This window comes from Bacillus paramycoides, assembly GCF_038971285.1.
GTDB lineage: Bacteria > Bacillota > Bacilli > Bacillales > Bacillaceae_G > Bacillus_A.
Map to the genome: position 1 here is coordinate 5099960 of NZ_CP152427.1, position 23673 is coordinate 5123632.

The window sequence follows — 23673 nt, forward strand, 5'->3', positions numbered from 1 at the left end:
TCTTCAGCTGCATACACAACTATATTGATGAAACACATATGATGAAATTATAACAAGGCTAACTTCATTTTGCAACTACCTGTTTTTGTCTTTTTAATTTTAAAAGCGCAAGTGGCTCGTTCAAAATCGCAGGGCATTGGAGCTCTCGACCTTGAAGCGCTCTTTGCTTCGAGCGAGAGAGTGAAATGACCGGAGATTTTAGCCGCCATCAACTTAAATCAGAGCCAACTCATCCGACTAGAACCAACTAATGCCCTTCTACTCATTTCTCTTTAACATCACCTAAAAAATATAAAAAACTCGCTTACCATAAAATAAGCGAGTCCCAATCTTTTCCCTTTACTTCGTTGTTACATATCTTTTCGAATCTGCAACAATGTTTTGTAAAAATTCTTCATTTGTCTTTGTTTGACGAAGTTTACGTAAGAAACCTTCAACAAAGTCTGGTGTATCGCGCATTGTTTTACGAATACCCCATAGCTTGTCTAAATGTTCTTTCGGAATTAATAGATCTTCTTTACGTGTACCAGAACGACGAATATCAATTGCCGGGAAGATACGACGCTCAGCTAATGAACGATCTAAGTGAAGTTCCATATTTCCAGTTCCTTTAAATTCTTCGTAAATTACATCGTCCATACGAGATCCTGTATCCACAAGCGCTGTTGCTAAAATCGTTAAGCTACCGCCTTCTTCAATATTACGAGCAGCTCCAAAGAAACGCTTCGGTCTATGGAAGGCAGCTGGGTCGATACCACCCGATAATGTTCTACCACTTGGTGGAATAACAAGGTTGTAAGCTCGCGCTAAACGGGTAATACTATCCATTAAAATGATAACATCTTTCTTGTGCTCTACAAGACGCATTGCACGTTCTAACACAAGTTCCGCTACTTTAATATGATTTTCTGGTACTTCATCAAAAGTAGAGCTTACAACATCTCCTTTAACAGAACGTTCAATGTCTGTTACTTCCTCTGGACGCTCATCAATTAAAAGTACAATTAATTCAGCTTCCGGATGATTTGTTGTAACACTGTGTGCGATTTCTTTTAATAGACTCGTTTTACCAGCCTTTGGAGGCGCGACAATTAAACCACGTTGTCCAAATCCAACTGGTGCGATTAAATCCATGATGCGTGTCGGTAACTTTTTCGGTTCCGTTTCCAATTTCATTTGGCGATCTGGGTATAATGGTGTTAATGCAGGGAAATGCACACGCTCTTTTGCTGACTCTGGATCATCTCCGTTTACAGCTTCAACTTGTAATAATCCAAAATAGCGTTCATTTTCTTTCGGAGGTCGTACTTTACCAGAAACCTTGTCTCCATTACGTAAATCGAAACGACGAATTTGCGAAGCTGAGATATAAATATCTTCTGAGCTTGGAGAGTAGTTGATAGGACGTAGGAATCCAAATCCTTCTGATTGAATAATTTCTAATACGCCTTCCATGAAGAAGAAGCCTTCTTTTTCTGCTCGAGCTTTTAAAATGGCGAAGATTAACTCTTTTTTCGTTAATTTGCTATAATACGAAATCTTAAATTCCTTCGCAAGCTCGTATAACTCTTTTAATTTCATGTTTTCTAATGCTGCAATTGACAAATTCATTCAGACACCACACTTTAACATTATTCTCTTTTCACATGGGTAAAGGGAAAAATACGGAAGGCAAATAATTAATAATGAAAGGCAATAAGTTCAAGTAGGGTAATATTCACTATTGTAACCCTTTTATCTAGTTTTAATCAATACGTTGGAACACAAATACAAGAAGCGAAGACAAGAAAATTTGTCTTCGCTTTTTATTTAATCTAGTTTCAGCAGCTAGGATAGTCGAGAGCTTCGATTTTCCCATTCCGAACGAGCTGCTTACGCTTTTTACTCAATCCAGCTCCGCTTTTTACTTAATAACCAAGTTCGGTTTTTTATTCAAGCTGTGACGTCCGTCTACGAAGCGTACTGTGCCTGATTTCGCACGCATAACAAGAGATTGTGTTGTTCCTACGCTACCTTTAAATTGAACGCCGCGTAATAGTTCTCCATCTGTTACACCTGTTGCTGCGAAGATTGCATCGTCACCTTTTACTAAGTCCTCCATGCGAAGGATGCGGTTGATGTCTTCTATGCCCATCTTTTTGCAACGCGCCAATTCAGCTTCGTTTTGCGGTAATAGTTTCCCGTGAATCTCGCCGCCTAAACATTTTAATGCAACCGCTGCTAATACACCCTCAGGCGCACCACCAGAGCCGAATAAAATATCTACACCTGTACGATCAAATGCAGTGTTAATTGCGCCAGCTACGTCTCCATCATTAATCAATTTAATACGCGCACCAGCTTTACGAATTTCTTCGATAATTGCTTGATGACGTGGACGGTTTAAAACTGTCGCTACAACATCTTCAATATCTTTATTTTTCGCTTTCGCAACTGCACGTAAGTTATCGATGATAGGCGCATCAATATCGACCGCCCCAACTGCTTCTGGGCCAACCGCGATTTTATCCATGTACATGTCAGGAGCATGTAACAAATTGCCGTGATCTGCAATTGCAATAACAGCAAGAGCATTCCATCCACCAGCTGCCACGATGTTTGTTCCTTCTAAAGGATCAACTGCAACGTCTACACGTGGACCATATCCTGTACCTAATTTTTCTCCGATATATAGCATTGGTGCTTCATCCATTTCACCTTCACCAATTACAACTGTCCCTTTCATCGGAATTGTATCAAATACATCACGCATAGCTGATGTTGCTGCACCGTCTGCCTCATCCTTTTTCCCGCGTCCCATCCAACGCGCTGATGATAAAGCTGCAGCCTCTGTTACACGTACTAACTCCATAGATAAACTTCTTTCCACGATAATCCCTCTCCTTTAAGCCTTTATATTTCTGCCGTATTTTGTGAACCTTGTTTTTCTATAAAGTGTACTTCCGCAAGTAGTGATGCTTCGCTTCCCCCTCGCGGAAGTATCACTTATGCGTTCTTCATCTCTTCAATTTCTTGCTTTGTCATTTGTTCGCGCCAAATGTTCGCGCCAAGCCCTTTAAGCTTGTCTACTATATTTTCATAACCTCGATCGATATGCTCAAGTCCGGTTACTTCTGTAATTCCGTCCGCCATTAATCCTGCAATAACAAGGGCTGCTCCAGCTCGCAAATCACTTGCTTTCACTTTTGCACCTTGCAATAAAACAGGACCAGTTACAATTGCTGAACGACCTTCTACTTTAATTTGTGCATTCATACGACGTAATTCATCAATATGTTTAAAACGCGCACCATAAATTGTATCCGTTACAACACCCGTTCCATGCGCCTTTGTTAAAAGTGTTGTAAACGGCTGTTGTAAGTCTGTTGGGAATCCTGGATATACAAGTGTTTTTATATCAACTACTTTTAATCTTCTATTACCATTCACTGTAATTTGGTCATCATTCGTTCCAACTTGGACACCAGCTTCTCTGAGCTTCGCCGTAACTGACTCTAAATGCTGAGGAATAACATTATCAACTGTCACTTCTCCTCCTGACGCAGCACCTAAAATCATATACGTACCCGCCTCAATACGATCTGGAATAATTGTATGATGACAACCATGCAGAGAATCCACACCATCAATTCGGATTACATCTGTACCAGCACCTTTAATACGTGCTCCCATGCTAGTTAACAATGTAGCTACATCAATAATCTCTGGTTCTTTCGCTGCGTTTTCAATAACAGTTCTACCTTTCGCTCGCACAGCTGCTAGCATAATATTAATCGTAGCTCCTACACTAACAACATCTAAATATATACGAGCCCCGCGTAATTCATCTGCTCTTAAATAGATAGCACCTTGCTCATTCGTAACATGTGCACCTAACGCTTCAAACCCTTTAATATGTTGATCAATCGGCCTCGGTCCTAAATGACATCCACCTGGAAGCCCAATAACAGCTTTTTTAAAACGGCCAAGCATCGCACCCATTAAATAATAAGAAGCACGCAATTTTTTCACTTTTCCATTTGGTAAAGGCATTGCAACCATGTTAGAAGGATCAACTACCATTTCTTCCTCCTGTCCATAAGTTACCCTTCCTCCAATTTCCTCTAGTAAGTCTCCTAACATTTTCACGTCCGAAATATTAGGGACACCACCAATAGTTACTGGAGTATCAGCTAAAATTGTCGCTGGAATTAGTGCAACGGCGCTGTTCTTTGCACCACTCACGCGAATTGTTCCATTTAAAGCTCTTCCGCCTTCAATTAGCAATTTTTCCATATTGAGCTCCCTTCTTGTGAATGTATTTACTTTCTATATTTTTATAGAAAGCTCCCCTTAAGAATCTCAATCACTCTTTCCACCCTAACACTCAATAAATAGGAAACCATTATCTTCATTTCTCCTGTAATACAAAAAGATAAAGATTAACTATTCATCGAATTTACTTTATCAACTTAGATACGTTATCACATTTATTAATAGGACTATGCACATTATTTTCTATTTCAAAAAAATGATAAAATCTTTAGACTTGTTCACGCTTTCATTATACAACGAAAGGAAACCGTCTAAAAGAGTAGACGGTTTCCAAAACGGAATTTTATTCTTACGCTTTACCGTTAGAACCGAATTCGCGCATTTTACCAATAACAGTTGCTTTGATAGCGTCGCGGCCAGGTCCGATAAATTTACGAGGATCGTAAACTTCTTGGTCTTTGTTTAATACTTCACGAACAGCTTTTGTAAACTCAATTTGGTTCTCAGTGTTTACGTTGATTTTTGAAGTACCTAAAGAGATAGCTTTTTCGATATCAGCAGTTGGGATACCAGTACCACCGTGTAATACTAAAGGTACGCCAGTGAAGTCACGAACTTGTTCCATTTCAGCGAATCCTAAGTTAGGCTCACCTTTGTAAGGACCGTGTACAGAACCTAAAGCTGGAGCTAGGCAATCAATACCTGTTGCTTCAACAAGTTGCTTACACTCTGCTGGGTCAGCGTAAATTACGCCTTCAGCGATTACGTCGTCTTCTTGTCCGCCAACTGTTCCAAGCTCAGCTTCAACAGATACGTTACGAGCGTGTGCGTATTCTACTACTTTTTTAGTAGTTTCTACGTTTTCTTCGAATGGGTGGTGAGAAGCGTCGATCATTACAGATGTGAAACCTGCATCGATTGCTTCTTTACATTTTTCGAAGCTTGAACCATGGTCAAGGTGAATCGCTACAGGAACAGTGATGTTCATTTCTTCGATTAAAGCTTTAACCATAGCTACAACTGTTTTGAAACCAGTCATATGACGAGCTGCACCCTCAGATACACCTAGGATTACAGGAGATTTTTCTTCTTCCGCAGCAGCTAAGATAGCTTGAGTCCACTCTAAGTTGTTCATGTTGAATTGACCAACTGCGTATTTTCCTTCTAGTGCTTTGTTTAGCATTTCTTTCATAGAAACTAAAGGCATGGTGAATCCTCCTAAAAAACGTTTTTTGTATCCGATAAGTTCTTATCGCTGGTAGTATGACCAGAATAAGGTAAAATATGTATATCTACATACCGGACTTTTTTCTACACTCAATAGGATAACAACTTGTACTCAAAAACTCAACCGTATTCACCTGCACATTAGTCCATGTAAACGCTTTTTTCCATATTTTTTATAAAAAATTCATTTTTACGCCTCTACAGCGAGCTCATTTCTCACAGCTTGACGAATTTCATCAATGTCAAATGGTTTAGCAAAGTGCATTAAAGCTCCTAAATCTTTTGCTTCTTGGATCATATCAAGCTCCCCATAAGCAGTCATTAAAATTACTTTAATACTCTCATCAATTTCTTTTACATGCTTTAAAATCTCTATACCATCCATACCTGGAATTTTCATATCTAACACAACTAAATCTGGATTATCTTTTTTCACGATATCTAAAGCTTGAAATCCATTCGCTGCTTGGAATGTCTGATAACCTTCTTTTTGGAACACTTCATGTAATAACACACGAATTCCATATTGATCATCAACAATTAAAATTTTCCCTTCCATAACTCCCAACCTTTCTGTGTAAGTACAAGATTTAAAGCTTCTTATATCTTAACGATTAATTTTCGCTATTCTTTACCAAATTCCTTCCTATTTCTTTCTTATTTTACCGTTTCCTATTTTGTTATGCTACCCTATGATTTCACCTTTCCACTAAAATAAACTATAATGAAAGCCGGCAAACACGTACGAAAGGAGTTATATTATGTTAAAGATTTTTTCAACTCAATTAAGTGGTTATTTTTCCAGGGTTTCTCAAAAAGAGGAAATGAATATAGAAGATAGCGCCCGCCTACTTGCTCAAGCATTAGTTGGTGAAGGTTTCATTTATTTACATGGTACAAATGAAATGGAGGGTGTTGTTGCTGAAGCACTATTTGGTGCTGAACCGATGAAACAAGCAAAACGATTAGTTGAAAATGGTAAAGAAGTAGAAGTAACTTCTGCAGATCGTGTACTTCTTATTAGCCGTTTTTCAACAGATGAAGAAGTTGTAGCAATAGCAAAAAAACTGCAAGCAGATGGACATTCTATTGTCGGCATCTCTGCTATTCAAGAAGGTACTGAATCACTAGAACAATATACAGATGTACATATTGATACAAAGCTGTTAAAAGGGCTTATTCCAGACGATGAAGGTAATCGCTACGGATTCCCAAGCTTAATTGTAGCTTTATTTGCGTATCACGGAATCAAATTTACAATCGATGAAATGTTAAATGAATATTAAAAAAAGCGCCCTATTTCAGGCGCTTTTTTTATTACTTGCTCTCTTTATTCGTAATAGAAGCTCTTACGAAGTCATGGAACAATGGTTGTGGACGGTTTGGACGAGAAACTAGTTCTGGGTGGAACTGTGCTGCCACGAACCAAGGGTGATCTTTTAATTCAATGATTTCAACTAGACGGCCATCTGGGCTTGTACCAGAGAACACAAATCCTTCTTTTTCCATATCCGGACGGAATTGATTGTTGAACTCATAACGATGACGATGACGCTCATATACAACCGGCTCATTGTAAGCATTGTATGCATTTGTTTCTTCAGCAAGCTTACATGGGTATAGACCAAGACGAAGTGTACCCCCTAAGTCTTCTACATCTTTTTGTTCTGGTAATAGGTCGATGATTGCGTAAGGTGTGTCAGGATTAATTTCAGAAGAGTTAGCTCCTTCTAATCCTAATACGTTACGTGCAAATTCGATTGATGCAAGTTGCATACCTAAGCAAATTCCTAAGAATGGAACTTTGTTTTCACGAGCATATTGAATTGCAACGATTTTACCTTCTACACCACGATCGCCGAAGCCACCTGGTACAAGGATACCATCTGTGTCTCCTACTAATTCTTGTACGTTCTCTGGTGTTACGTGCTCAGCATTTACCCATTTCACTTCTACATCTGTATCGAAAGAGTAACCTGCATGACGAAGTGCTTCTACAACAGAAATGTATGCATCTTGAAGCTCTACGTATTTACCAACAAGAGCGATTTTTGTTTTCTTAGAAAGGTTACGTACTTTTTCAACTAGCGCAGTCCACTCTGTCATATCTGCAGCCGGATTGTCTAATTTTAAGTGATCGCAAACGATCTGGTCCATATTTTGCTCTTGAAGAGATAATGGAACTGCATATAAAGTATCTGCATCGCGTGCTTCGATAACTGCTTTTGTATCGATGTCACAGAATAATGCAAGCTTGTCTTTCATATCTTGAGAAACAGGCATTTCTGTACGAACAACGATAATATTTGGTTGAATACCTAAGCTGCGAAGCTCTTTAACGCTATGTTGCGTTGGTTTTGTTTTCATTTCACCCGCTGCTTTTAAGTACGGGATTAACGTACAGTGAATGTACATTACATTGTCACGACCGATGTCGCTCTTAATTTGACGGATTGCTTCTAAGAATGGTAGAGACTCGATGTCACCAACAGTTCCACCAATTTCTGTAATAACAACATCCGCGTTTGTTTCGCGACCAGAACGGTATACGCGCTCTTTAATTTCGTTAGTAATGTGAGGAATAACTTGAACTGTTCCTCCTAGGTATTCACCACGACGCTCTTTTTGAAGAACTGAAGAGTAAATTTTACCTGTTGTTACGTTGCTGTATTTGTTTAAGTTGATGTCGATGAAACGCTCATAGTGACCAAGGTCTAAGTCAGTTTCTGCACCATCATCTGTTACGAATACCTCACCATGTTGGTATGGGCTCATAGTCCCTGGGTCTACGTTAATGTATGGATCAAACTTTTGAATCGTTACGTTTAAACCACGATTTTTTAAAAGTCTTCCTAGAGATGCTGCTGTAATACCTTTTCCTAAAGACGATACTACACCGCCTGTTACAAAAATATACTTAGTCATGAAAAAGCTCCCTTCTACTTTGCTGTTATATAATCACCGTTGCAAAGCGCAACGTATGTAGATAACACTGTATCCATCTTATTGTTAGACTCTTTTTATTTTCTAAACAAAAAACAAAAAAGAAAATTGCTCCCCTCATCACAAAAAGTAACAAGTAGGGAGCAATTTTCTTTTATATTTACACTTTAAAAGTATTATCGTCCTTTTTTAAAGAGCCCAAAAATGATTCTACATGGACGATAATGAAAAGTCAAGAACTACAGTTCTTCCTCTTCTTCTTCAGTTTCATCATACTCAAGTTCTTCTTCGGCGAAGTCGTCTTCATCTTCATCTAAATCATCAAGATCATCGTCATCTCCGTCTTCATCTTCAAGAACCTTGTCCAAATCTTCTACATCATCATCTTCGTCTTCAGTTACGTCTGCATCGTCGAAGTCTTCATCTTCTTCAATGTAGTCGTCAAAACCGTCTTCTTCAACTTTACGTTTTTTCTTCGGTTTTGGTTGAGGCAAGATTTCTTCATCAATTTGCTCGTATGGGTACCAGCTGCGTAGCCCCCAACGATTTTCTCCTAAATTAATGAAACGTCCATCGATGTTTAAGTCTGTATAAAATTGTGCGAGTTTCGCATTAACTTGCTCTTGAGATAGTCCCAGCACTTGAGCGATTTCTTGAACCAACTCATTGAATGTCGTTGCTTGTCTTTTATCCCCTAAAACGCTATGTACAACTTCAATCATTGAACATTCTTTTAGCTCTTCTGGTGAATATTGCTTAAAATCCACTTATGCGGCACTTCCTTTCATCAAATATAACCTTATATATAACGGCCTGCTTAAAAAAATCCATACTATTCATTATAAACAAAAGTCGCACAAATATGCTACAAAAAAAACGGGAAACTTTATATAGCAATAAAATTATAATTTGTCCATTCCTTATTTCGGGAGCATATGGGCTCCTTGCAGTACGTACCTAATTTGCATTTCTGTATATTCTTCGAGCGTATATAGTTTTTGTAGCGCCCAACGTCTAAATCCCCACATCTGTCCTTGTATAAAAATATTATGCGCAAGAAGCTGTATTTCTTTTTTGTTTAATGTAAATGTTCCATTTTCCGTACACTGTTCTAAAATATTCTCAAACATTCCTACCATTTGAAACTCCTTTTCTAATACGTACGGGAGTGATTCTTTGGGTAAAAAGCGTACCTCTTGATACATTATTAATACTTCTTCCTGCAATTCGTCCATCACTTTAAAATAATTCGTTATTGCTATCTTTAAACTTTCTACACTTCCTTTTTCTGTACAAACTACTTCCTCTAATCTTTCTTTTACATGTTCATAAATACTATCACAAACTAAATACAAAACATCGTCTTTTGTACGAATGTATTCATAAAGTGTTCCAATACTAAATCCAGCTGCCTTTGCGATCTCTCTCGTTGTTGTACGCGGAAATCCTTTTTGTTTAAACAATTGCACTGCACCTTTAATCATTTGCTCACGCCTTAACGCGACTAATTTTTCATCTTTCACTGATGCATGCACATTATGTTTAACCATCCCCTTCACCTCTCTATTATTTTTTGGAAGGAAAAAGCGTAGGAAAATACCTACGCCTTTGATCCTACTTCGTTAACATACGAGAAATTACAAGCCTTTGAATCTCTTGTGTTCCTTCATATATCTGTGTAATTTTTGCATCTCGCATGTAACGCTCTACTGGATAATCTTTCGTATAACCGTAACCACCAAATACTTGTACCGCTTCAGTCGTCACCTTCATCGCTGCATCACCTGCAAATACTTTTGACATCGCTGACTCTTTCCCATACGGAAGCCCTTCCGATTCAAGCCAAGCCGCCTGGTATGTTAGAAGGCGCGCCGCCTCCACATCCGTTGCCATATCTGCAAGTTTAAAGCCAATCCCCTGCTGCGCCGCAATCGGCTTTCCAAACTGATGACGCTCTCTCGCATATTCTACGGAAGCATCTAAAGCCCCTTGTGCAATACCAACCGCTTGCGCCGCAATACCATTACGGCCACCATCTAATGTTTGCATCGCTATCTTAAACCCTTGTCCTTCTTCCCCTATTAAATTCTCTACAGGAATACGGCAATCTTCAAACATAATTTCAGTTGTTGGTGAAGAACGAATCCCTAACTTACTCTCCTTCTTCCCAACTGAAAATCCTGGTGTATCACTTTCCACTATAAATGCACTCGTGCCACGCTGCTTCGATTCGGGATCAGTTAACGCAAAGACAACGTAAATATCAGCAATACCACCATTTGTGATAAAGATTTTTGATCCATTTAATACATAATGGTCTCCATCTCTTTTAGCAATCGTCTTCATTCCACCAGCATCCGATCCAGATCCCGGCTCTGTTAAGCCGTACGCGCCAATTTTCTTCCCTTCAGCCATCGGTCGCAAAAACGTTTGCTTTTGCTCTTCTGTTCCAAATTTAAAAATTGGCCAACCAGCAAGCGAAGTATGTGCAGACAATGTTACACCTGTAGAAGCACATACGCGCGATAATTCTTCAATGGCAATTACATATGCCAAGTAATCGCTTCCAATTCCGCCGTATTCTTCAGGCCACGGAATACCAGTTAAACCAAGCTCGGCCATTTGATCAAATATTGCACGATCAAATCTCTCTTCTTCATCACGCTCAGCTGCCGTCGGTGCTACTTCGTTTTTAGCAAAGTCTCGAACCATTTTTCTTATCATTTCATGTTCTTCTGATAGTTTAAAATGCATGCCCGTCTCCCCCTTGTGCTTTTATAAAGCTCGGCTAATAACAAGTTTCTGTATTTCGCTCGTTCCTTCATATATTTGCGTGATTTTCGCATCACGGAAAAATCTTTCTATTGGATAGTCCTTCGTATAACCGTATCCACCAAATACTTGCACCGCTTCAATCGCAACTTCAACAGCTGTTTTAGAAGCGAATAATTTCGCAATAGATGCTTCTTTACCGCATGGTAGTCCTTGTGCTCTTAACGATGCCGCTCTATATACGAGTAATCGCGCCGCTTCTACACTAGTAGCCATATCTGCAAGTTTGAAGCCAATCCCTTGCTGCGCCGCAATTGGTTTTCCGAATTGCTCACGTTCTTTCGCATAATCAATTGCACATGCAAGCGCCGCTTCAGCAATTCCTAGTGCTTGCGCTCCAATTCCAATTCGTCCAACATCTAAATTCGCCATCGCTACCTTAAATCCTTGTCCTTCTTCACCAAGTAAATTCTCAGCCGGCACTTTCATATCCTCGAACGTAAGTTGTACCGTGCGAGAACCGAGAAGTCCCATTTTATGCTCATCTTTGCCAATAATTAAGCCTGGTGTATCTTTCTCTACTATAAATGCAGAAATCCCACTTTTTCCTGCCTCTGGATTTGTAGAAGCGAATACGATGTATGTACTTGCTTCACCGCCATTTGTAATAAATACTTTCGATCCATTAATAATGTAGTAATCGCCTTTCTTTACAGCTCTTGATTTCAAACTCCCTGCATCTGATCCTGCATTGGGTTCTGTTAATGCAAATGCGCCTAAATATTCACCAGTCGCAAGTTTAGAAACATATTTCTCTTTCTGTTCTTCTGTTCCAAAATATAAAATTGGGTTCATCCCAACTGACGTATGTACAGCTAAAATTACACCAACTGTTGCGCTTACCTTTGAAATTTCTTCAATCGCTAAAATGTAAGAGATAAAATCCATTTCTGAACCGCCGTATTTTGCAGGCGCTGGAATTCCCATTAATCCAAGCTCACCCATCTTCTGCAAAATCTCTTTTGGGAACACCCCTTGTTCCATACTAGGAACAAAGGGAGCTATTTCCTTCTGCGCAAAATCTCGAACCATTTTCCTCATCATCTGTTGCTCTTCATTAAAACGAAAGTTCATATACTCCGCCTCCATTTGCTATATATCCTTTTAACAATTTGGTAAGACCACTATTTTGTAACAAAGGGGAATTTATTCGTAAACGTAGAAACCACGACCTGTTTTACGTCCTAACCATCCTGCATTTACGTACTTGCGTAGCAATGGACATGGACGATATTTACTATCACCTAAGCCTTCATGCAACACTTCCATAATGTATAAGCATGTATCTAAACCGATAAAATCAGCGAGCGTTAAAGGGCCCATCGGGTGATTCATGCCGAGTTTCATTACTTCATCAATCGCTTCTTTCGTCGCTACACCTTCATATAACGTGTAAATTGCTTCGTTAATCATCGGTAATAAAATGCGGTTCGATACAAACCCTGGGAAATCATTTACTTCAACTGGTACTTTCCCAATTTTCTTCGTAATATCTTCAATCGTTTCATATACTGCATCATCTGTAGCCAATCCACGAATAATTTCAACAAGCTTCATAACCGGAACAGGGTTCATAAAATGCATACCGATTACCTTTTCCGGACGTTTCGTTACCGCTGCAATTTCGGTAATTGGCAGAGATGACGTATTCGTCGCTAAAATTGCGTGTTCTGGAGCGATTTCATCTAGATTCGCAAAGATTTTCTTTTTAATATCCATTTTCTCAACAGCTGCTTCAATAATAAGGTCTGCTTCCTTCACACAATCTAAATCAAGCGTTACTGTAAGACGGTTTAATGTCGCTTCCTTTTCTTCTTCCTTCATGCGCCCCTTTTCTACTTGGCGTGCTAAGTTTTTCGTAATGATAGCCAATCCTCTATCTAATTGCTCCTGTTTTAAATCTTGTACCTTCACATCGTATCCTGCCATTGCACATACTTGCGCAATTCCTGACCCCATTTGTCCTGCACCAATTACAACAATTTTTTGTACACTCATTTCTTCATCCCCCTTAATTTTCAATAAACTATATACCTTCTAATCTTAATTAGTGAACTTCAATCATCACTGCATCGCCTTGACCGCCACCACTACAAATCGAAGCAATTCCAATTCCGCCGCCGCGTTGCTTAAGTGCATGAATTAATGTAACTATAATGCGCGCTCCACTTGCTCCAATCGGGTGTCCCATCGCTACTGCGCCGCCATTTACATTCAATTTTTCTGGGTCAATTCCCGCGATCTCTGTACTTGCAATTGCTACCGCTGCAAATGCTTCATTAATCTCAAATAAATCGATGTCTTCAATTGTCTTTCCTGTTTTTTCCAACAATGCGTTAATTGCATACCCTGGCGTTCTCGGGAAATCTTTAGGTTCCACTGCAATTGCTGTATGCGCCAAAATTGTCGCTAATGGCTTTCTTCCTTCTTGCTTCGCTCTGTCTTCGCTCATTAATACAAGTGCAGCACCACCATCGTTTAGGCCTGGCGCATTACCAGCTGTCACCGCCGCTGTTTTATCAAATACAGGTTTTAATTTTGCTAACTTTTCAATCGTTGTATCCGCGCGTGGTGCTTCATCCTTTGCAACGACAATCGGATCACCTTTTCTTTGCGGAATCGTTACTGGCACGATTTCCTCTTCGAAACGTCCTTCTTTATGCGCTGACACTGCACGTTGATGGCTACGATATGCCCATTCATCTTGTGCTTCGCGAGAGATTCCATCTTCTTTCGCAACTTCTCCGCCATAAACACCCATGTGTATACCTGAAAATGCGCATGTTAAACCGTCAGCAACATTTAAATCGATAACCTCGTTGTTGCCCATTCTGTATCCCCATCTTGCTCCGCGTAAAATGTAAGGACTGTTACTCATCGACTCCATACCGCCAGCTACAATCAATGATTGATCGCCAGTACGAATAATTTGATCCGCTAACGTAACCGCACGCAGCCCTGATGCACAAACTTTATTCACTGTTTCCGTCTGCACTTCCCAAGGGATTCCAGCAGCCCTCGCAGCTTGGCGCGATGGAATTTGTCCCTGTCCGCCTTGAATAACCGTGCCAAATATAACTTCCTCAACATCACTAGCAGAAACGTTCGCTCTTTCAAGCGCTGCTTTAATTGCAATTCCTCCAAGTTCTGTTGCTTTTACATCTTTTAAAGATCCTCCAAATTTCCCAACCGGTGTTCTTGCAGCACTTAAAATAACTGTTTTACTCATGTTTCTTTCCCCCATTTCTTTTTTTAGAACCGAGCGCTCGCTCGGCATTGTTACGCTGAGAAGAGGTGCAATGATTGCACCTCTCTCTAAAGTTGTATTCATTCCTACGAATTACATTGCTTCTTTCTTCTGTCCGATAACAGAGCGTTCTAAAATCTCTGTTACATCAAGCGTTTGAACATTTTCTTCTACTTCTTTCGCTTTCGTCCCATCACTAATCATCGTTAAGCAATATGGACAACCTGTACCGATAATGGATGGTTGCACAGCTAATGCTTGTTCTGTACGAGCAACGTTAATACGTGAACCAGCTGTCTCTTCCATCCACATTAAGCCACCACCTGCTCCACAACACATTCCCGTTTCACGGTTACGTGCCATTTCTACAAGGTTCACACCAGGAATCGCTTTCAAAATATCACGTGGCGCTTCGTATACTTCGTTGTATCTTCCTAAATAACAGGAATCATGGTACGTAACTGTTTCCTCAATAGCGTGAACAGGTTTTAAGCGTCCTTCTTTCACCCACTGAGCTAACAGTTCTGTATGATGATAGACTTCTGCTTGCAAGCCAAAGTCCGGATACTCATTTTTAAATGTGTTATAAGCATGAGGGTCAATCGTAACGATTTTCTTCACTCCTGCTTTTTCAAATTCTTCGATATTCTTTGTCGCCATCTCTTGGAAAACAAATTCATTTCCAAGTCGGCGCGGTGTATCTCCAGAGTTCTTCTCTTTATTACCAAGTATCGCAAATGAAATGCCTGCTTCGTTCATCAACTTTGCAAACGATATCGCAATCTTCTGACTACGATTATCATATGATCCCATTGAACCAACCCAGAATAAATATTCGAACTCCTCGCCAGCTTTCGATTTTTCTTTCACAGTTGGAACTGTTACTTCATCATCACCTTGGCGCCATGTTTCACGCTCTTTACGGTTCAGACCCCAAGGATTCCCTTGACGCTCGATGTTTGTCATCGCACGCTGCGCTTCCGCATCCATCTTTCCTTCTGTTAAAACGAGATAGCGGCGTAAATCAATAATTTTATCAACATGCTCATTCATAACCGGACACTGATCTTCACAGTTACGACACGTTGTACAAGCCCAAATCTCTTCTTCTGTAATAACATCTCCGATTAAACTCGGATCGTAAGCGAGTGTTGTAGCTGCAGATTCTTGTTGTCCTTTCCCAGCTGCCATCATCGCTAACTGATTTCCTTGTGTATTATTAAAAGCAACTACTGGAACCCACGGTGCTTTTGATGTCACTGCAGCTCCTTTATCAGTCAAATGATCGCGAAGTTTTAAAATTAAATCCATCGGCGATAACATTTTACCTGTTCCTGTTGCCGGACACATATTTGTACAACGACCACACTCTACGCAAGCGTATAAATCAATAAGCTGATTTTGTCTAAAGTCTTCAATTTTACCAACACCAAATGTTTCTTGTGTTTCATCTTCAAAATCAATCTTTTCAAGTTTCCCTGGATTTGAAAGACGACCGAAGAAAACGTTGGCTGGTCCTGCAATTAAATGCGCGTGTTTTGATTGTGGAACATAAACTAAAAACGTTAACAAAATTAGTAAATGCACCCACCAAGAGAAATAGAACACAGAAATGGCTACGGTTTCATTTATCCCCGAGAAAACGTAAGCGATTGCAGAAGCGATTGGTTCACTCCATGAAAGCTCCTCGCCGTGCCATATAATTCCCATTCCATTACCGAGTAGCACAGAAATCATTAAGCCACCAATAAAGATAAGAACAAGGCCTGATTTGAAATTACGTTTTAAACGAACTAGCTTCTCAACATAACGTCGATGAAAAGCCCAAAAGACTGCAATTAAAATAACAAGTGTGACAATTTCCTGGAAGAATGTAAATGCAGGGTATAGTGGTCCAAGTGGAAGATGTGATCCTGGTGCGAGTCCTTTCCAAACGAAGTCAATTGCTCCAAATTGGACAAGAATAAATCCGTAAAAGAACATAACGTGAATAATGCCGCTCTTTTTATCTTTCAGCAGCTTTTTCTGACCGAAAACATTGACCTTAAGGAGATCCCAACGCTCTTTAAACCGACGGTCAAATTCAATCTTTTTTCCTAACTGTATGTAGGCCATCCTCGTTCGTATAAGATACACAAACAAATATCCCGCATAAGCAATAACAGCAATGGCAGCCAGCCAATTAATGATCAGTAAGCTATTCATTTTTATGCTACCCCTCTCTTTGTAAGCCCTCTTTCTTTTTTAGAATCTTCGAAAACATATAATTTTCTGAATTTTATCCCCTACCTTCATTATATAATGAGTGAGCATTCAGTCAACAGTTTTTTGTTATACAACAACATATTTTTTAATAAAGCTGTTTATTTCGGTGAAACTATAAAGTGAAACTTTAATCAGTAGGAAGTTATTCATTCCCTCCTGATTATTAGCCACCAAATAATCGGATACATTGAAACTTTAATTTATAAAAAACTGATGGTGAAAAGACCGTGAAGGAGGGAATTTACTCATGTTCTTCTTATCTCTCTTATTAATAGGCATCGCTCTCTGGATTGTAATCGATCTTTCTTATGGGAGAATTGTTCATTTAAAGCGTGTACGTTCTCGTTCTTTCCCTTTACGTCAAAGTGATTTTCACCTTTATACATACGGAAAAGATTTGTATGACGCCCTATTTACTGATATAAAACAGGCGAAGCATCATGTGCACGTTTTGTTCTTCATTGTCAAAAACGATAAAATCAGCCGTGAATTTTTAAATTTACTTATCGATAAAGCAAAGGAAGGAATTGAAGTAAGACTTTTACTCGATCGATTAGGAAGCCACCATTTATCAAACGAGGCAATTCATTCCTTGCAAAAACATGGGGTCTCTTTTTCATTTTGTCATAAAGTAAGGTTTCCTTTTCTTTTCTTTTCTGCAAATCAAAGAAACCATAGAAAAATTACAGTTATTGACGGAAAAATTGGTTATATTGGTGGGTTTAATATTGGAGAAGAATATTTAGGACATAATCAAAAATTAGGATTATGGCGCGATTATCATTTACGCCTTACAGGGGAAGGAATACAAGATTTACAAAAGCAATTTTTACATGATTGGCTCGACGATACGAACCAAAATTTATTAGATTCACCTCTTTATTTTCCTAAGCAACAACCAGGAATCATTCTGCATCGTTTTATCCCTACTGATGGTGCCTACTTGCAAAATATATTTTTACATTTAATTGAAAGTGCGGAAAAGGACCTCTTTATCGGTACACCATATTTCATTCCTGGGAAGAAAATTATGAATGCATTATTAAAAGCGCGACAACGTGGGGTTCAAATCACGGTTCTCGTTCCAGAAAAAGCGGATCACGCCCTTGTTCGCGAAGCAAAATTCCCATATTGCCGAAAGTTAATACAAGCTGGATGCAATATTTACGTATTTCAACAAGGGTTTTTTCACGCTAAAGTTATTATAGTCGATGATTATATTTGTGATATTGGAACTGCAAACTTTGATATGAGAAGTTTATATATTAACCATGAAATCAACTGCCTTTTATATGATGAACATTTTATACAAACAGTAAAAAACAAATTCCATGAAGATCTAGAAAATGCGTCATTACTTTCCTTTAAAGATGTTAGCCCGCATTCTCTTATTGATAGGGGAAAAGAATGGGTAGGAACGATACTTGCTTTCTTTCTATAGGAAAGATAATGGATAAAGGAGATGTATTCATTATGATTATGCGTTTCGGATATGTCTCACATGCAATGGCACTCTGGGACTGTTCTCCGGCTAAAACGATGACATTTACAAGCTTTCAAAAGCTTAGTAAACAAGAACGAGAAGATAAATTATACGATGTTACGCGGCAGAATCTTGAGCATACAGTACGTATTCTTCATTACAATATAGCGCATGAAATTCCTTTATATCGCTTATCTTCTTCCATCGTCCCACTTGCAACACATCCCGAAGTCGAGTTTGATTACATCGGGTTGTTCACACCGCTTTGGCGTAAAATTGGGGCATTAATTAAAGAACACAATTTGCGAGTAAGTTTTCATCCAAATCAATTTACGCTATTTACAAGCGATAAGCCACATATTACAACTAACGCTATTACAGATATGACTTATCATTATAAAGTATTAGATGCAATAGGAATTGCAGATTCTTCTTATATTAACATCCATGTAGGTGGTGCCTATGGAAATAAAGAAAAAGCGGTTGGACGTTTTCATGAAAACATAAAAAAACTTCCTGCACATATCAAAAAGCAAATGACGCTTGAAAACGACGATAAAACATATACAACTGCTGAAACTTTATCTATTTGCCAAAAAGAAAAGATCCCTTTCGTATTTGATTATCATCATCATATGGCCAACCTTTGCGAGGAACTGCTAGAAGATTTACTTCCTGCAATTTTTGAAACTTGGTCACATACAAATATCCTTCCTAAAGTTCACATTTCCTCCCCTAAATCAGAAAAAGAGTTTAGGGCTCACGCTGAATATATTGATTTAGAGTTTATTAAACCTTTCTTACACATTGCAAAAAAAATCAATCATGATTTCGATATTATGATTGAAAGTAAACAGAAAGATTTAGCACTATTCCAATTAATAGCTGAACTTTCTTCTATAAGAGGAATGAAAAGAACAACTGGCGCAACGTTACAATGGTAAATTGTAATGTTGCGCCTTTTTTTCAAAAAGTAATTCTTATAGTAAAAATGTTCCTATTTTATATGCTATTATTTAAATTAGCATTTTCCCCCTAAGATTCAACTTTATTGAAATGGAGTCATAATATGATTAATCAAAAAAAGTATGTACAATTTGTCATAATGTATATTTTTATATTTTCCCTTTGGATATTCTTCATTCCAGATAAATGGAATATAAAAGAAATTGGAATCCTTTTCTTATTTTGTTTTGCTGCAGTCTTTTCTTGTTATTTCTCATATAAAGCAATTAAGAAGATGAAGCGCGGCGATAAATTATTTTGGGTGTTATTATTATGCACTTGCCTATGTGGATTGGCTATGGAGATAACTTTATTTCTTCATTCACTTTCTATATGCACTCAAGTCATATTCTCATATGAAGCACTACCTTTTTTCATCATCCAATATATTTTACTCTTTTCTGGCTTTACTATAAAATTCATAAAACATTACTCTATTAGAGGCCTTGCTCAATTTTCATTCGATAGCATCTTTATTGTTATTATGAATATTTATTTCACCCTAACTTTTATTTTGGATCTTTCAAGCTTCAGTATGCTAACAAAGGGCACATGGATTTTAATTGGATATTTTGTCGCACAATCATTAGTAATTTACGCCGTTATTAGCCTGTATAGAAGAGAACAATATTCTTCTAGTAGAATTTCATTAATTATTGGTTTTACTATCATTCTCGTTTACGGATATATACAGCTGTTCCAGTTCAACAAAGGAATGCAAACTTCCGCTGAAGTCTCTTATTTAATACATACCGCTTCAATTTTATTAATCTGTTTATCGTCCATACTATACATCTTGGATAAACCAATACAACATGAAACGAAAACAAAATATTATCGATTCGACTATGTGCGCTTTATATTACCCTATTTTAGTATAATCATTACTTTTTCCTTTATTATCATTCAACCTTGGGATGATAAGTTCATGTTAATCGGTCTCGTATTATCACTTATTTTTTTATTCTTACGACAACTTTACATGTGGAAAGATAATAAAGTATTAATCGATACATATGAACAGTTGACTACACAACTAGAAGATGAGGTTGAAGAAGGTGCATTTGCATTATCAAAAAGTGAACAACGCTATAAATCTTTATTTGAAGATCATCCCGATGCTGTTTTTTCTTTAAATATGAATGGTATTTTTCAACATTCTAATAAGGCATGTGAAAGCTTGTTTACCGCCTACTATTGTGAAGTAGCAAGCTATTCTCTTCTACACTTCATTGATTCAAAAGACCATGATCTACTAAAGAAAGCTTTACAAATAACAAAACAAGGTAGGCCACAAACTTTAGAAGTTCGTACAAAAGAAAAAGAAGGCTACTACTATTACCTTCACATTACACTCATCCCTACTTTCATAAATAAAGAAGTTGTTGGGATGTTCGGCATAGCACGTGATATTACAACTTTATATGAAAAGCAAAAACAAGTAGAACATTTAGCCTTTCATGATGCACTTACTGGATTACCAAATCGCCGAAAGTTTGAAAAAGATTTAAAAAACATTTTAAATACAGCTCAAACTAGCGTGAATGATGTTGCCGTTATGTTCCTTGATTTAGATCGATTCAAAAAAATTAACGATAGACTTGGTCACGATGTCGGAGATCTATTATTAATTGAAGTATCAAAAAGATTACGCGGTTGCTTGCGTTCAAAAGATATTGTTGCTCGTCAAGGTGGAGATGAGTTTACAATTCTATTACCAGATATGTACTCAGAAAAAAGTGCGGCTTTTATAGCTGAACAAATTTTAACCGTTTTAAACAAACCATTCTTCATTAAAGACGAAGAACTGTCTATTACGCCGAGTATCGGAATTGCCATGTATCCTGATTACGGGACCGATGTTACTGAATTAATGAAAAATGCTGATATGGCTATGTATCGCGCGAAAGCAAATGGAAAAAACAGATTTGTTTTCTTCTCAAAAGAAATAAGTATCGCCCAAAATGAAATCCAATTCTTAGAAGGTGAACTTACAAAAGCATTACAACAAAATGAATTTTTCCTAGAATATCAGCCACAAGTAAGCACAAAAACAAAACAAATTATCGGTTTTGAAGCATTAATTCGTTGGAAGCATCCAAAACTCGGCATCGTATCGCCTGCTCAATTCATTCCTCTAGCGGAGGAAACTGGATTTATTATTGAGCTTGGAAATTGGATTTTACGTACCGCCTGCTTAGAGGCAAAAAGGTGGCATAATCAAGGTTTTTCTCACTTGAAAGTTGGTGTAAATTTATCTGTTGTTCAATTTAACCACACAAATTTAATTCCAACCATTTCAAAAGTGTTAGAAGAAACAGAACTAAAACCAGAAGCACTAGATATTGAAATTACGGAAAGCATTGCAATTAATCAAAATCAATCTGTAGTTGCCAAACTAGAACAGCTCCAAAATCTCGGTATTCAAATTTCAATCGATGACTTTGGAACTGGTTATAGTTCTTTAGCTTATTTAACAAAATATCCAATCAACACATTAAAAATTGCTCGGGAGTTTATTTGCGGCATTACAACTAGCCCTTTAGAGGAAGCGATTATCTCTTCCATTATTACACTATCAAAAGAACTAAATTTAGAAGTTATTGCGGAAGGTGTAGAAACAGAAGAACAATGGAAGTTTTTATATGAACAAAACTGTGACAACATTCAAGGGTTCTTTATTAGCAAGCCTGTTTCTAGTAAAGATGTTTGGAGGTTACTCCACAAAAAAACAACCGTCTAAGTTGAACTGTACCCCGAATCATGGACACTTAAAAAAAGCCCCATGATTCGGGGTTTTTGTGTATTTTTATCAAAAAACCTCGTTATAATGGAACCAACGATAGAAATGAGGTACGGAGAATGAGTAAAATTATTTTTAATGAGATTCAAATGAAGCAGCTGGAAAAAAATAAAAATGTAGTAAAAGCGTCGGAACGTTCGATTAGCTATTGTCCAGATTTCAAAGTAAGAGCGGTAAAAGAAAATCAACAAGGAAAAGGTCCTAGCCAAATCTTTTTAGAGAATGGGTTTGACTTAGCTGTGATTGGTGAGGAGAAACCAAAACAATGCTTGAAACGTTGGCGAAGAACCTTTGAACAATTTGGTGAAGAAGGATTTTATACAGAACGCCGCGGGAAAGGAAGCACGGGACGTCCTTCGGAAAAACCTCTCTCTTCCGATGAAAAATTAAAGAAAGCGGAAGCGCGTATTGCGTTCTTAGAAGCGGAATTGACATTCCTAAAAAAGTTAGAAGAACTCGAAAGGCAGGCGTTACAGAAGAAGCGTTAACACCACGAGAAACATACACACTGATTGAACAAACCATACGTCGATTCCAATTCCCACGTATGGTGCGTTATCTTTGCACACTGGCTGGGGTAAGTCGGAGTGGATACTATGCGTGGCTTCATCAGACAGAGAAACATCTAGAAAAAGAACGCAATGATGAAACAGATTATGAATGGATCCAAGAAATTTTCAATCGAAAAAGGAAAACATGTGGTGGTCGTTCTATCAAAATGGTGTTGGAAAAGACAAAAGGAATTTGTATGAACCTCAAACGTATTTACCGTATTATGCGTAAATATAATCTTGTGACAAAGATTCGCCGAGCGAATCCTTATAAACACATCGCAAAGGCGACACAAGAACATAAAACATGTCCGAACCTTTTAAAACGCCAATTCAATCAAGAAGAGCCTGAAAAAAGTATGTTAACGGATATTACCTATTTATTTTATGGAAAAGGAAAGAAGGCTTATTTATCATGTGTAAAAGACAACACAACACGAGAAATTTTAGCCTATCATGTCTCCTCTTCTTTACAAATGGATATCGTCTATCAAACATTAAATAACTTGAAAGAGAGATTAGGAGAAAGCATCCATTCTGAAGCGCTTCTACATTCAGACCAAGGTATTCATTACACACACCCTGAATTTCAGAAACGCGTAAGGGAAATGGGAATCAGACAATCTATGTCCCGTAGGGGCAATTGTTTAGACAATGCACCAATGGAATCCTTTTTTGGTCATATGAAAGATGAATTAGATTATAAAGATTGTCAAACCTTTGAATCCCTCGAGCTCAACATAAGGGAATATATGAAGGAGTATAATTGTAATCGTTATCAGTGGACATTAAAAAAGATGGCTCCGATTGAATATCGGAACCACCTTTTAAGTGCTTGATTTTTCAGGGCTTTTTTATTAAACTGTCCATTTTATAGGGTACAGTTCAAGTAAGACGGTTGTTTTTAATATTCAAAAGGTAGATCTGCTGCTAATTGTACCTCTTGATCATTATGAGAAATCACTTGGCTTTTCTCTAATGCTGTATCACCTAATGAAATACCCCATGCCATTGCTAACGTTAATAGGCTACCGATAAGTAGTTTTTTCATATTCCATCACCC

Annotated in this window: 19 protein-coding genes; 5 read left to right on the forward strand and 14 right to left on the reverse strand. The window is 38.1% G+C overall.

From position 1 onward, the window contains the following. Nucleotides 1–339: 339 nt before the first annotated feature. The 5 genes from rho to spo0F all read right to left on the reverse strand — a co-directional run bounded on the left by rho (nucleotide 340) and on the right by spo0F (nucleotide 6040). Nucleotides 340–1611: a transcription termination factor Rho gene (gene rho, locus AAG068_RS26600; RefSeq protein ID WP_001053898.1), complete on the reverse strand. Its 1272-nt coding sequence runs from the start codon at nucleotides 1609–1611 to the stop codon at nucleotides 340–342. Between the two features lie 292 nt (nucleotides 1612–1903). Beyond that, the gene (glpX, locus tag AAG068_RS26605; RefSeq protein ID WP_000442336.1) at nucleotides 1904–2869 is read right to left on the reverse strand and encodes a class II fructose-bisphosphatase; all 966 of its coding nucleotides are present in this window, start codon (nucleotides 2867–2869) and stop codon (nucleotides 1904–1906) included. A 116-nt stretch (nucleotides 2870–2985) separates the two neighbouring features. Beyond that, the gene (murA, locus tag AAG068_RS26610) at nucleotides 2986–4275 is read right to left on the reverse strand and encodes a UDP-N-acetylglucosamine 1-carboxyvinyltransferase (RefSeq protein ID WP_342716442.1); all 1290 of its coding nucleotides are present in this window, start codon (nucleotides 4273–4275) and stop codon (nucleotides 2986–2988) included. Nucleotides 4276–4603: 328 nt separating this feature from the next. Next, nucleotides 4604–5461, reverse strand: coding sequence for a class II fructose-bisphosphate aldolase (locus AAG068_RS26615; RefSeq protein ID WP_342716443.1), 858 nt, complete (start codon nucleotides 5459–5461; stop codon nucleotides 4604–4606). Between the two features lie 210 nt (nucleotides 5462–5671). Further along, a complete protein-coding gene (gene spo0F / locus AAG068_RS26620) occupies nucleotides 5672–6040 on the reverse strand; it encodes a sporulation initiation phosphotransferase Spo0F (RefSeq protein ID WP_000398594.1) in 369 nt (122 codons plus the stop codon). Nucleotides 6041–6242: 202 nt separating this feature from the next. Here spo0F and AAG068_RS26625 point away from each other — a divergent pair, with 202 nt between their 5' ends. After that, nucleotides 6243–6767, forward strand: a complete 525-nt coding sequence (locus AAG068_RS26625) for a DUF2529 domain-containing protein (protein ID WP_342716444.1) — start codon at nucleotides 6243–6245, stop codon at nucleotides 6765–6767. A gap of 31 nt (nucleotides 6768–6798) precedes the next feature. Here the strand turns inward: AAG068_RS26625 and pyrG are convergent, their stop codons facing one another. The 8 genes from pyrG to AAG068_RS26665 all read right to left on the reverse strand — a co-directional run bounded on the left by pyrG (nucleotide 6799) and on the right by AAG068_RS26665 (nucleotide 16708). Next, nucleotides 6799–8406: a CTP synthase gene (gene pyrG / locus AAG068_RS26630; protein ID WP_098254505.1), complete on the reverse strand. Its 1608-nt coding sequence runs from the start codon at nucleotides 8404–8406 to the stop codon at nucleotides 6799–6801. Nucleotides 8407–8663: 257 nt separating this feature from the next. Continuing rightward, nucleotides 8664–9191, reverse strand: coding sequence for a DNA-directed RNA polymerase subunit delta (rpoE, locus tag AAG068_RS26635; RefSeq protein ID WP_342716445.1), 528 nt, complete (start codon nucleotides 9189–9191; stop codon nucleotides 8664–8666). Between the two features lie 153 nt (nucleotides 9192–9344). Beyond that, nucleotides 9345–9974, reverse strand: coding sequence for a TetR/AcrR family transcriptional regulator (locus AAG068_RS26640; RefSeq protein WP_000238605.1), 630 nt, complete (start codon nucleotides 9972–9974; stop codon nucleotides 9345–9347). A 64-nt stretch (nucleotides 9975–10038) separates the two neighbouring features. Beyond that, nucleotides 10039–11178, reverse strand: coding sequence for an acyl-CoA dehydrogenase AcdA (acdA, locus tag AAG068_RS26645; protein WP_342716446.1), 1140 nt, complete (start codon nucleotides 11176–11178; stop codon nucleotides 10039–10041). Between the two features lie 21 nt (nucleotides 11179–11199). Beyond that, nucleotides 11200–12330 carry an acyl-CoA dehydrogenase gene (locus AAG068_RS26650; protein ID WP_342716447.1) on the reverse strand — a complete coding sequence of 377 codons (1131 nt, stop codon included), beginning with the start codon at nucleotides 12328–12330 and terminating at the stop codon, nucleotides 11200–11202. 72 nt (nucleotides 12331–12402) lie between these two features. Continuing rightward, a complete protein-coding gene (locus AAG068_RS26655; protein ID WP_071757850.1) occupies nucleotides 12403–13254 on the reverse strand; it encodes a 3-hydroxybutyryl-CoA dehydrogenase in 852 nt (283 codons plus the stop codon). 49 nt (nucleotides 13255–13303) lie between these two features. Continuing rightward, the gene (locus AAG068_RS26660) at nucleotides 13304–14587 is read right to left on the reverse strand and encodes an acetyl-CoA C-acetyltransferase (protein WP_342716448.1); all 1284 of its coding nucleotides are present in this window, start codon (nucleotides 14585–14587) and stop codon (nucleotides 13304–13306) included. A 9-nt stretch (nucleotides 14588–14596) separates the two neighbouring features. Next, entirely contained in the window at nucleotides 14597–16708 is a 2112-nt protein-coding gene (locus AAG068_RS26665; RefSeq protein ID WP_342716449.1) for a (Fe-S)-binding protein, read from the reverse strand. Between the two features lie 307 nt (nucleotides 16709–17015). Here AAG068_RS26665 and cls point away from each other — a divergent pair, with 307 nt between their 5' ends. From cls to AAG068_RS26685, 4 genes are all read left to right on the forward strand, one after another. Then, nucleotides 17016–18209, forward strand: a complete 1194-nt coding sequence (gene cls / locus AAG068_RS26670; RefSeq protein ID WP_342716450.1) for a cardiolipin synthase — start codon at nucleotides 17016–17018, stop codon at nucleotides 18207–18209. A 32-nt stretch (nucleotides 18210–18241) separates the two neighbouring features. Next, nucleotides 18242–19195: a UV DNA damage repair endonuclease UvsE gene (uvsE, locus tag AAG068_RS26675; protein WP_342719822.1), complete on the forward strand. Its 954-nt coding sequence runs from the start codon at nucleotides 18242–18244 to the stop codon at nucleotides 19193–19195. A gap of 125 nt (nucleotides 19196–19320) precedes the next feature. Then, entirely contained in the window at nucleotides 19321–21999 is a 2679-nt protein-coding gene (locus AAG068_RS26680) for a DUF4084 domain-containing protein (protein WP_342716452.1), read from the forward strand. 119 nt (nucleotides 22000–22118) lie between these two features. Continuing rightward, nucleotides 22119–23449 (forward strand): IS3 family transposase gene (locus AAG068_RS26685; protein WP_342716453.1). Its coding sequence is split into 2 segments (ribosomal slippage): nucleotides 22119–22506 and nucleotides 22506–23449, totalling 1332 coding nucleotides; the frame shifts between segments, so codons are not numbered across the junction. A gap of 65 nt (nucleotides 23450–23514) precedes the next feature. Here AAG068_RS26685 and AAG068_RS26690 read toward each other — a convergent pair. Continuing rightward, complete coding sequence (locus tag AAG068_RS26690) at nucleotides 23515–23661, reverse strand: quorum-sensing peptide PapR (protein ID WP_002034882.1); 147 nt, start codon at nucleotides 23659–23661, stop codon at nucleotides 23515–23517. Nucleotides 23662–23673: the final 12 nt, after the last annotated feature.

Excerpts from the sequence above, each read along its gene's own strand:
- rho (WP_001053898.1), bottom strand. The coding sequence starts at position 1,611 with ATGAATTTGTCAATTGCAGCATTAGAAAACATGAAATTAAAAGAGTTA.
- murA (WP_342716442.1), bottom strand. The coding sequence starts at position 4,275 with ATGGAAAAATTGCTAATTGAAGGCGGAAGAGCTTTAAATGGAACAATT.
- AAG068_RS26615 (WP_342716443.1), bottom strand. The coding sequence starts at position 5,461 with ATGCCTTTAGTTTCTATGAAAGAAATGCTAAACAAAGCACTAGAAGGA.
- spo0F (WP_000398594.1), bottom strand. The coding sequence starts at position 6,040 with ATGGAAGGGAAAATTTTAATTGTTGATGATCAATATGGAATTCGTGTG.
- AAG068_RS26625 (WP_342716444.1), top strand. The coding sequence starts at position 6,243 with ATGTTAAAGATTTTTTCAACTCAATTAAGTGGTTATTTTTCCAGGGTT.
- pyrG (WP_098254505.1), bottom strand. The coding sequence starts at position 8,406 with ATGACTAAGTATATTTTTGTAACAGGCGGTGTAGTATCGTCTTTAGGA.
- AAG068_RS26640 (WP_000238605.1), bottom strand. The coding sequence starts at position 9,974 with ATGGTTAAACATAATGTGCATGCATCAGTGAAAGATGAAAAATTAGTC.
- acdA (WP_342716446.1), bottom strand. The coding sequence starts at position 11,178 with ATGCATTTTAAACTATCAGAAGAACATGAAATGATAAGAAAAATGGTT.
- AAG068_RS26650 (WP_342716447.1), bottom strand. The coding sequence starts at position 12,330 with ATGAACTTTCGTTTTAATGAAGAGCAACAGATGATGAGGAAAATGGTT.
- AAG068_RS26655 (WP_071757850.1), bottom strand. The coding sequence starts at position 13,254 with ATGAGTGTACAAAAAATTGTTGTAATTGGTGCAGGACAAATGGGGTCA.
- AAG068_RS26660 (WP_342716448.1), bottom strand. The coding sequence starts at position 14,587 with ATGAATACAACTTTAGAGAGAGGTGCAATCATTGCACCTCTTCTCAGC.
- AAG068_RS26665 (WP_342716449.1), bottom strand. The coding sequence starts at position 16,708 with ATGAATAGCTTACTGATCATTAATTGGCTGGCTGCCATTGCTGTTATT.
- cls (WP_342716450.1), top strand. The coding sequence starts at position 17,016 with ATGTTCTTCTTATCTCTCTTATTAATAGGCATCGCTCTCTGGATTGTA.
- uvsE (WP_342719822.1), top strand. The coding sequence starts at position 18,242 with ATGATTATGCGTTTCGGATATGTCTCACATGCAATGGCACTCTGGGAC.
- AAG068_RS26680 (WP_342716452.1), top strand. The coding sequence starts at position 19,321 with ATGATTAATCAAAAAAAGTATGTACAATTTGTCATAATGTATATTTTT.
- AAG068_RS26690 (WP_002034882.1), bottom strand. The coding sequence starts at position 23,661 with ATGAAAAAACTACTTATCGGTAGCCTATTAACGTTAGCAATGGCATGG.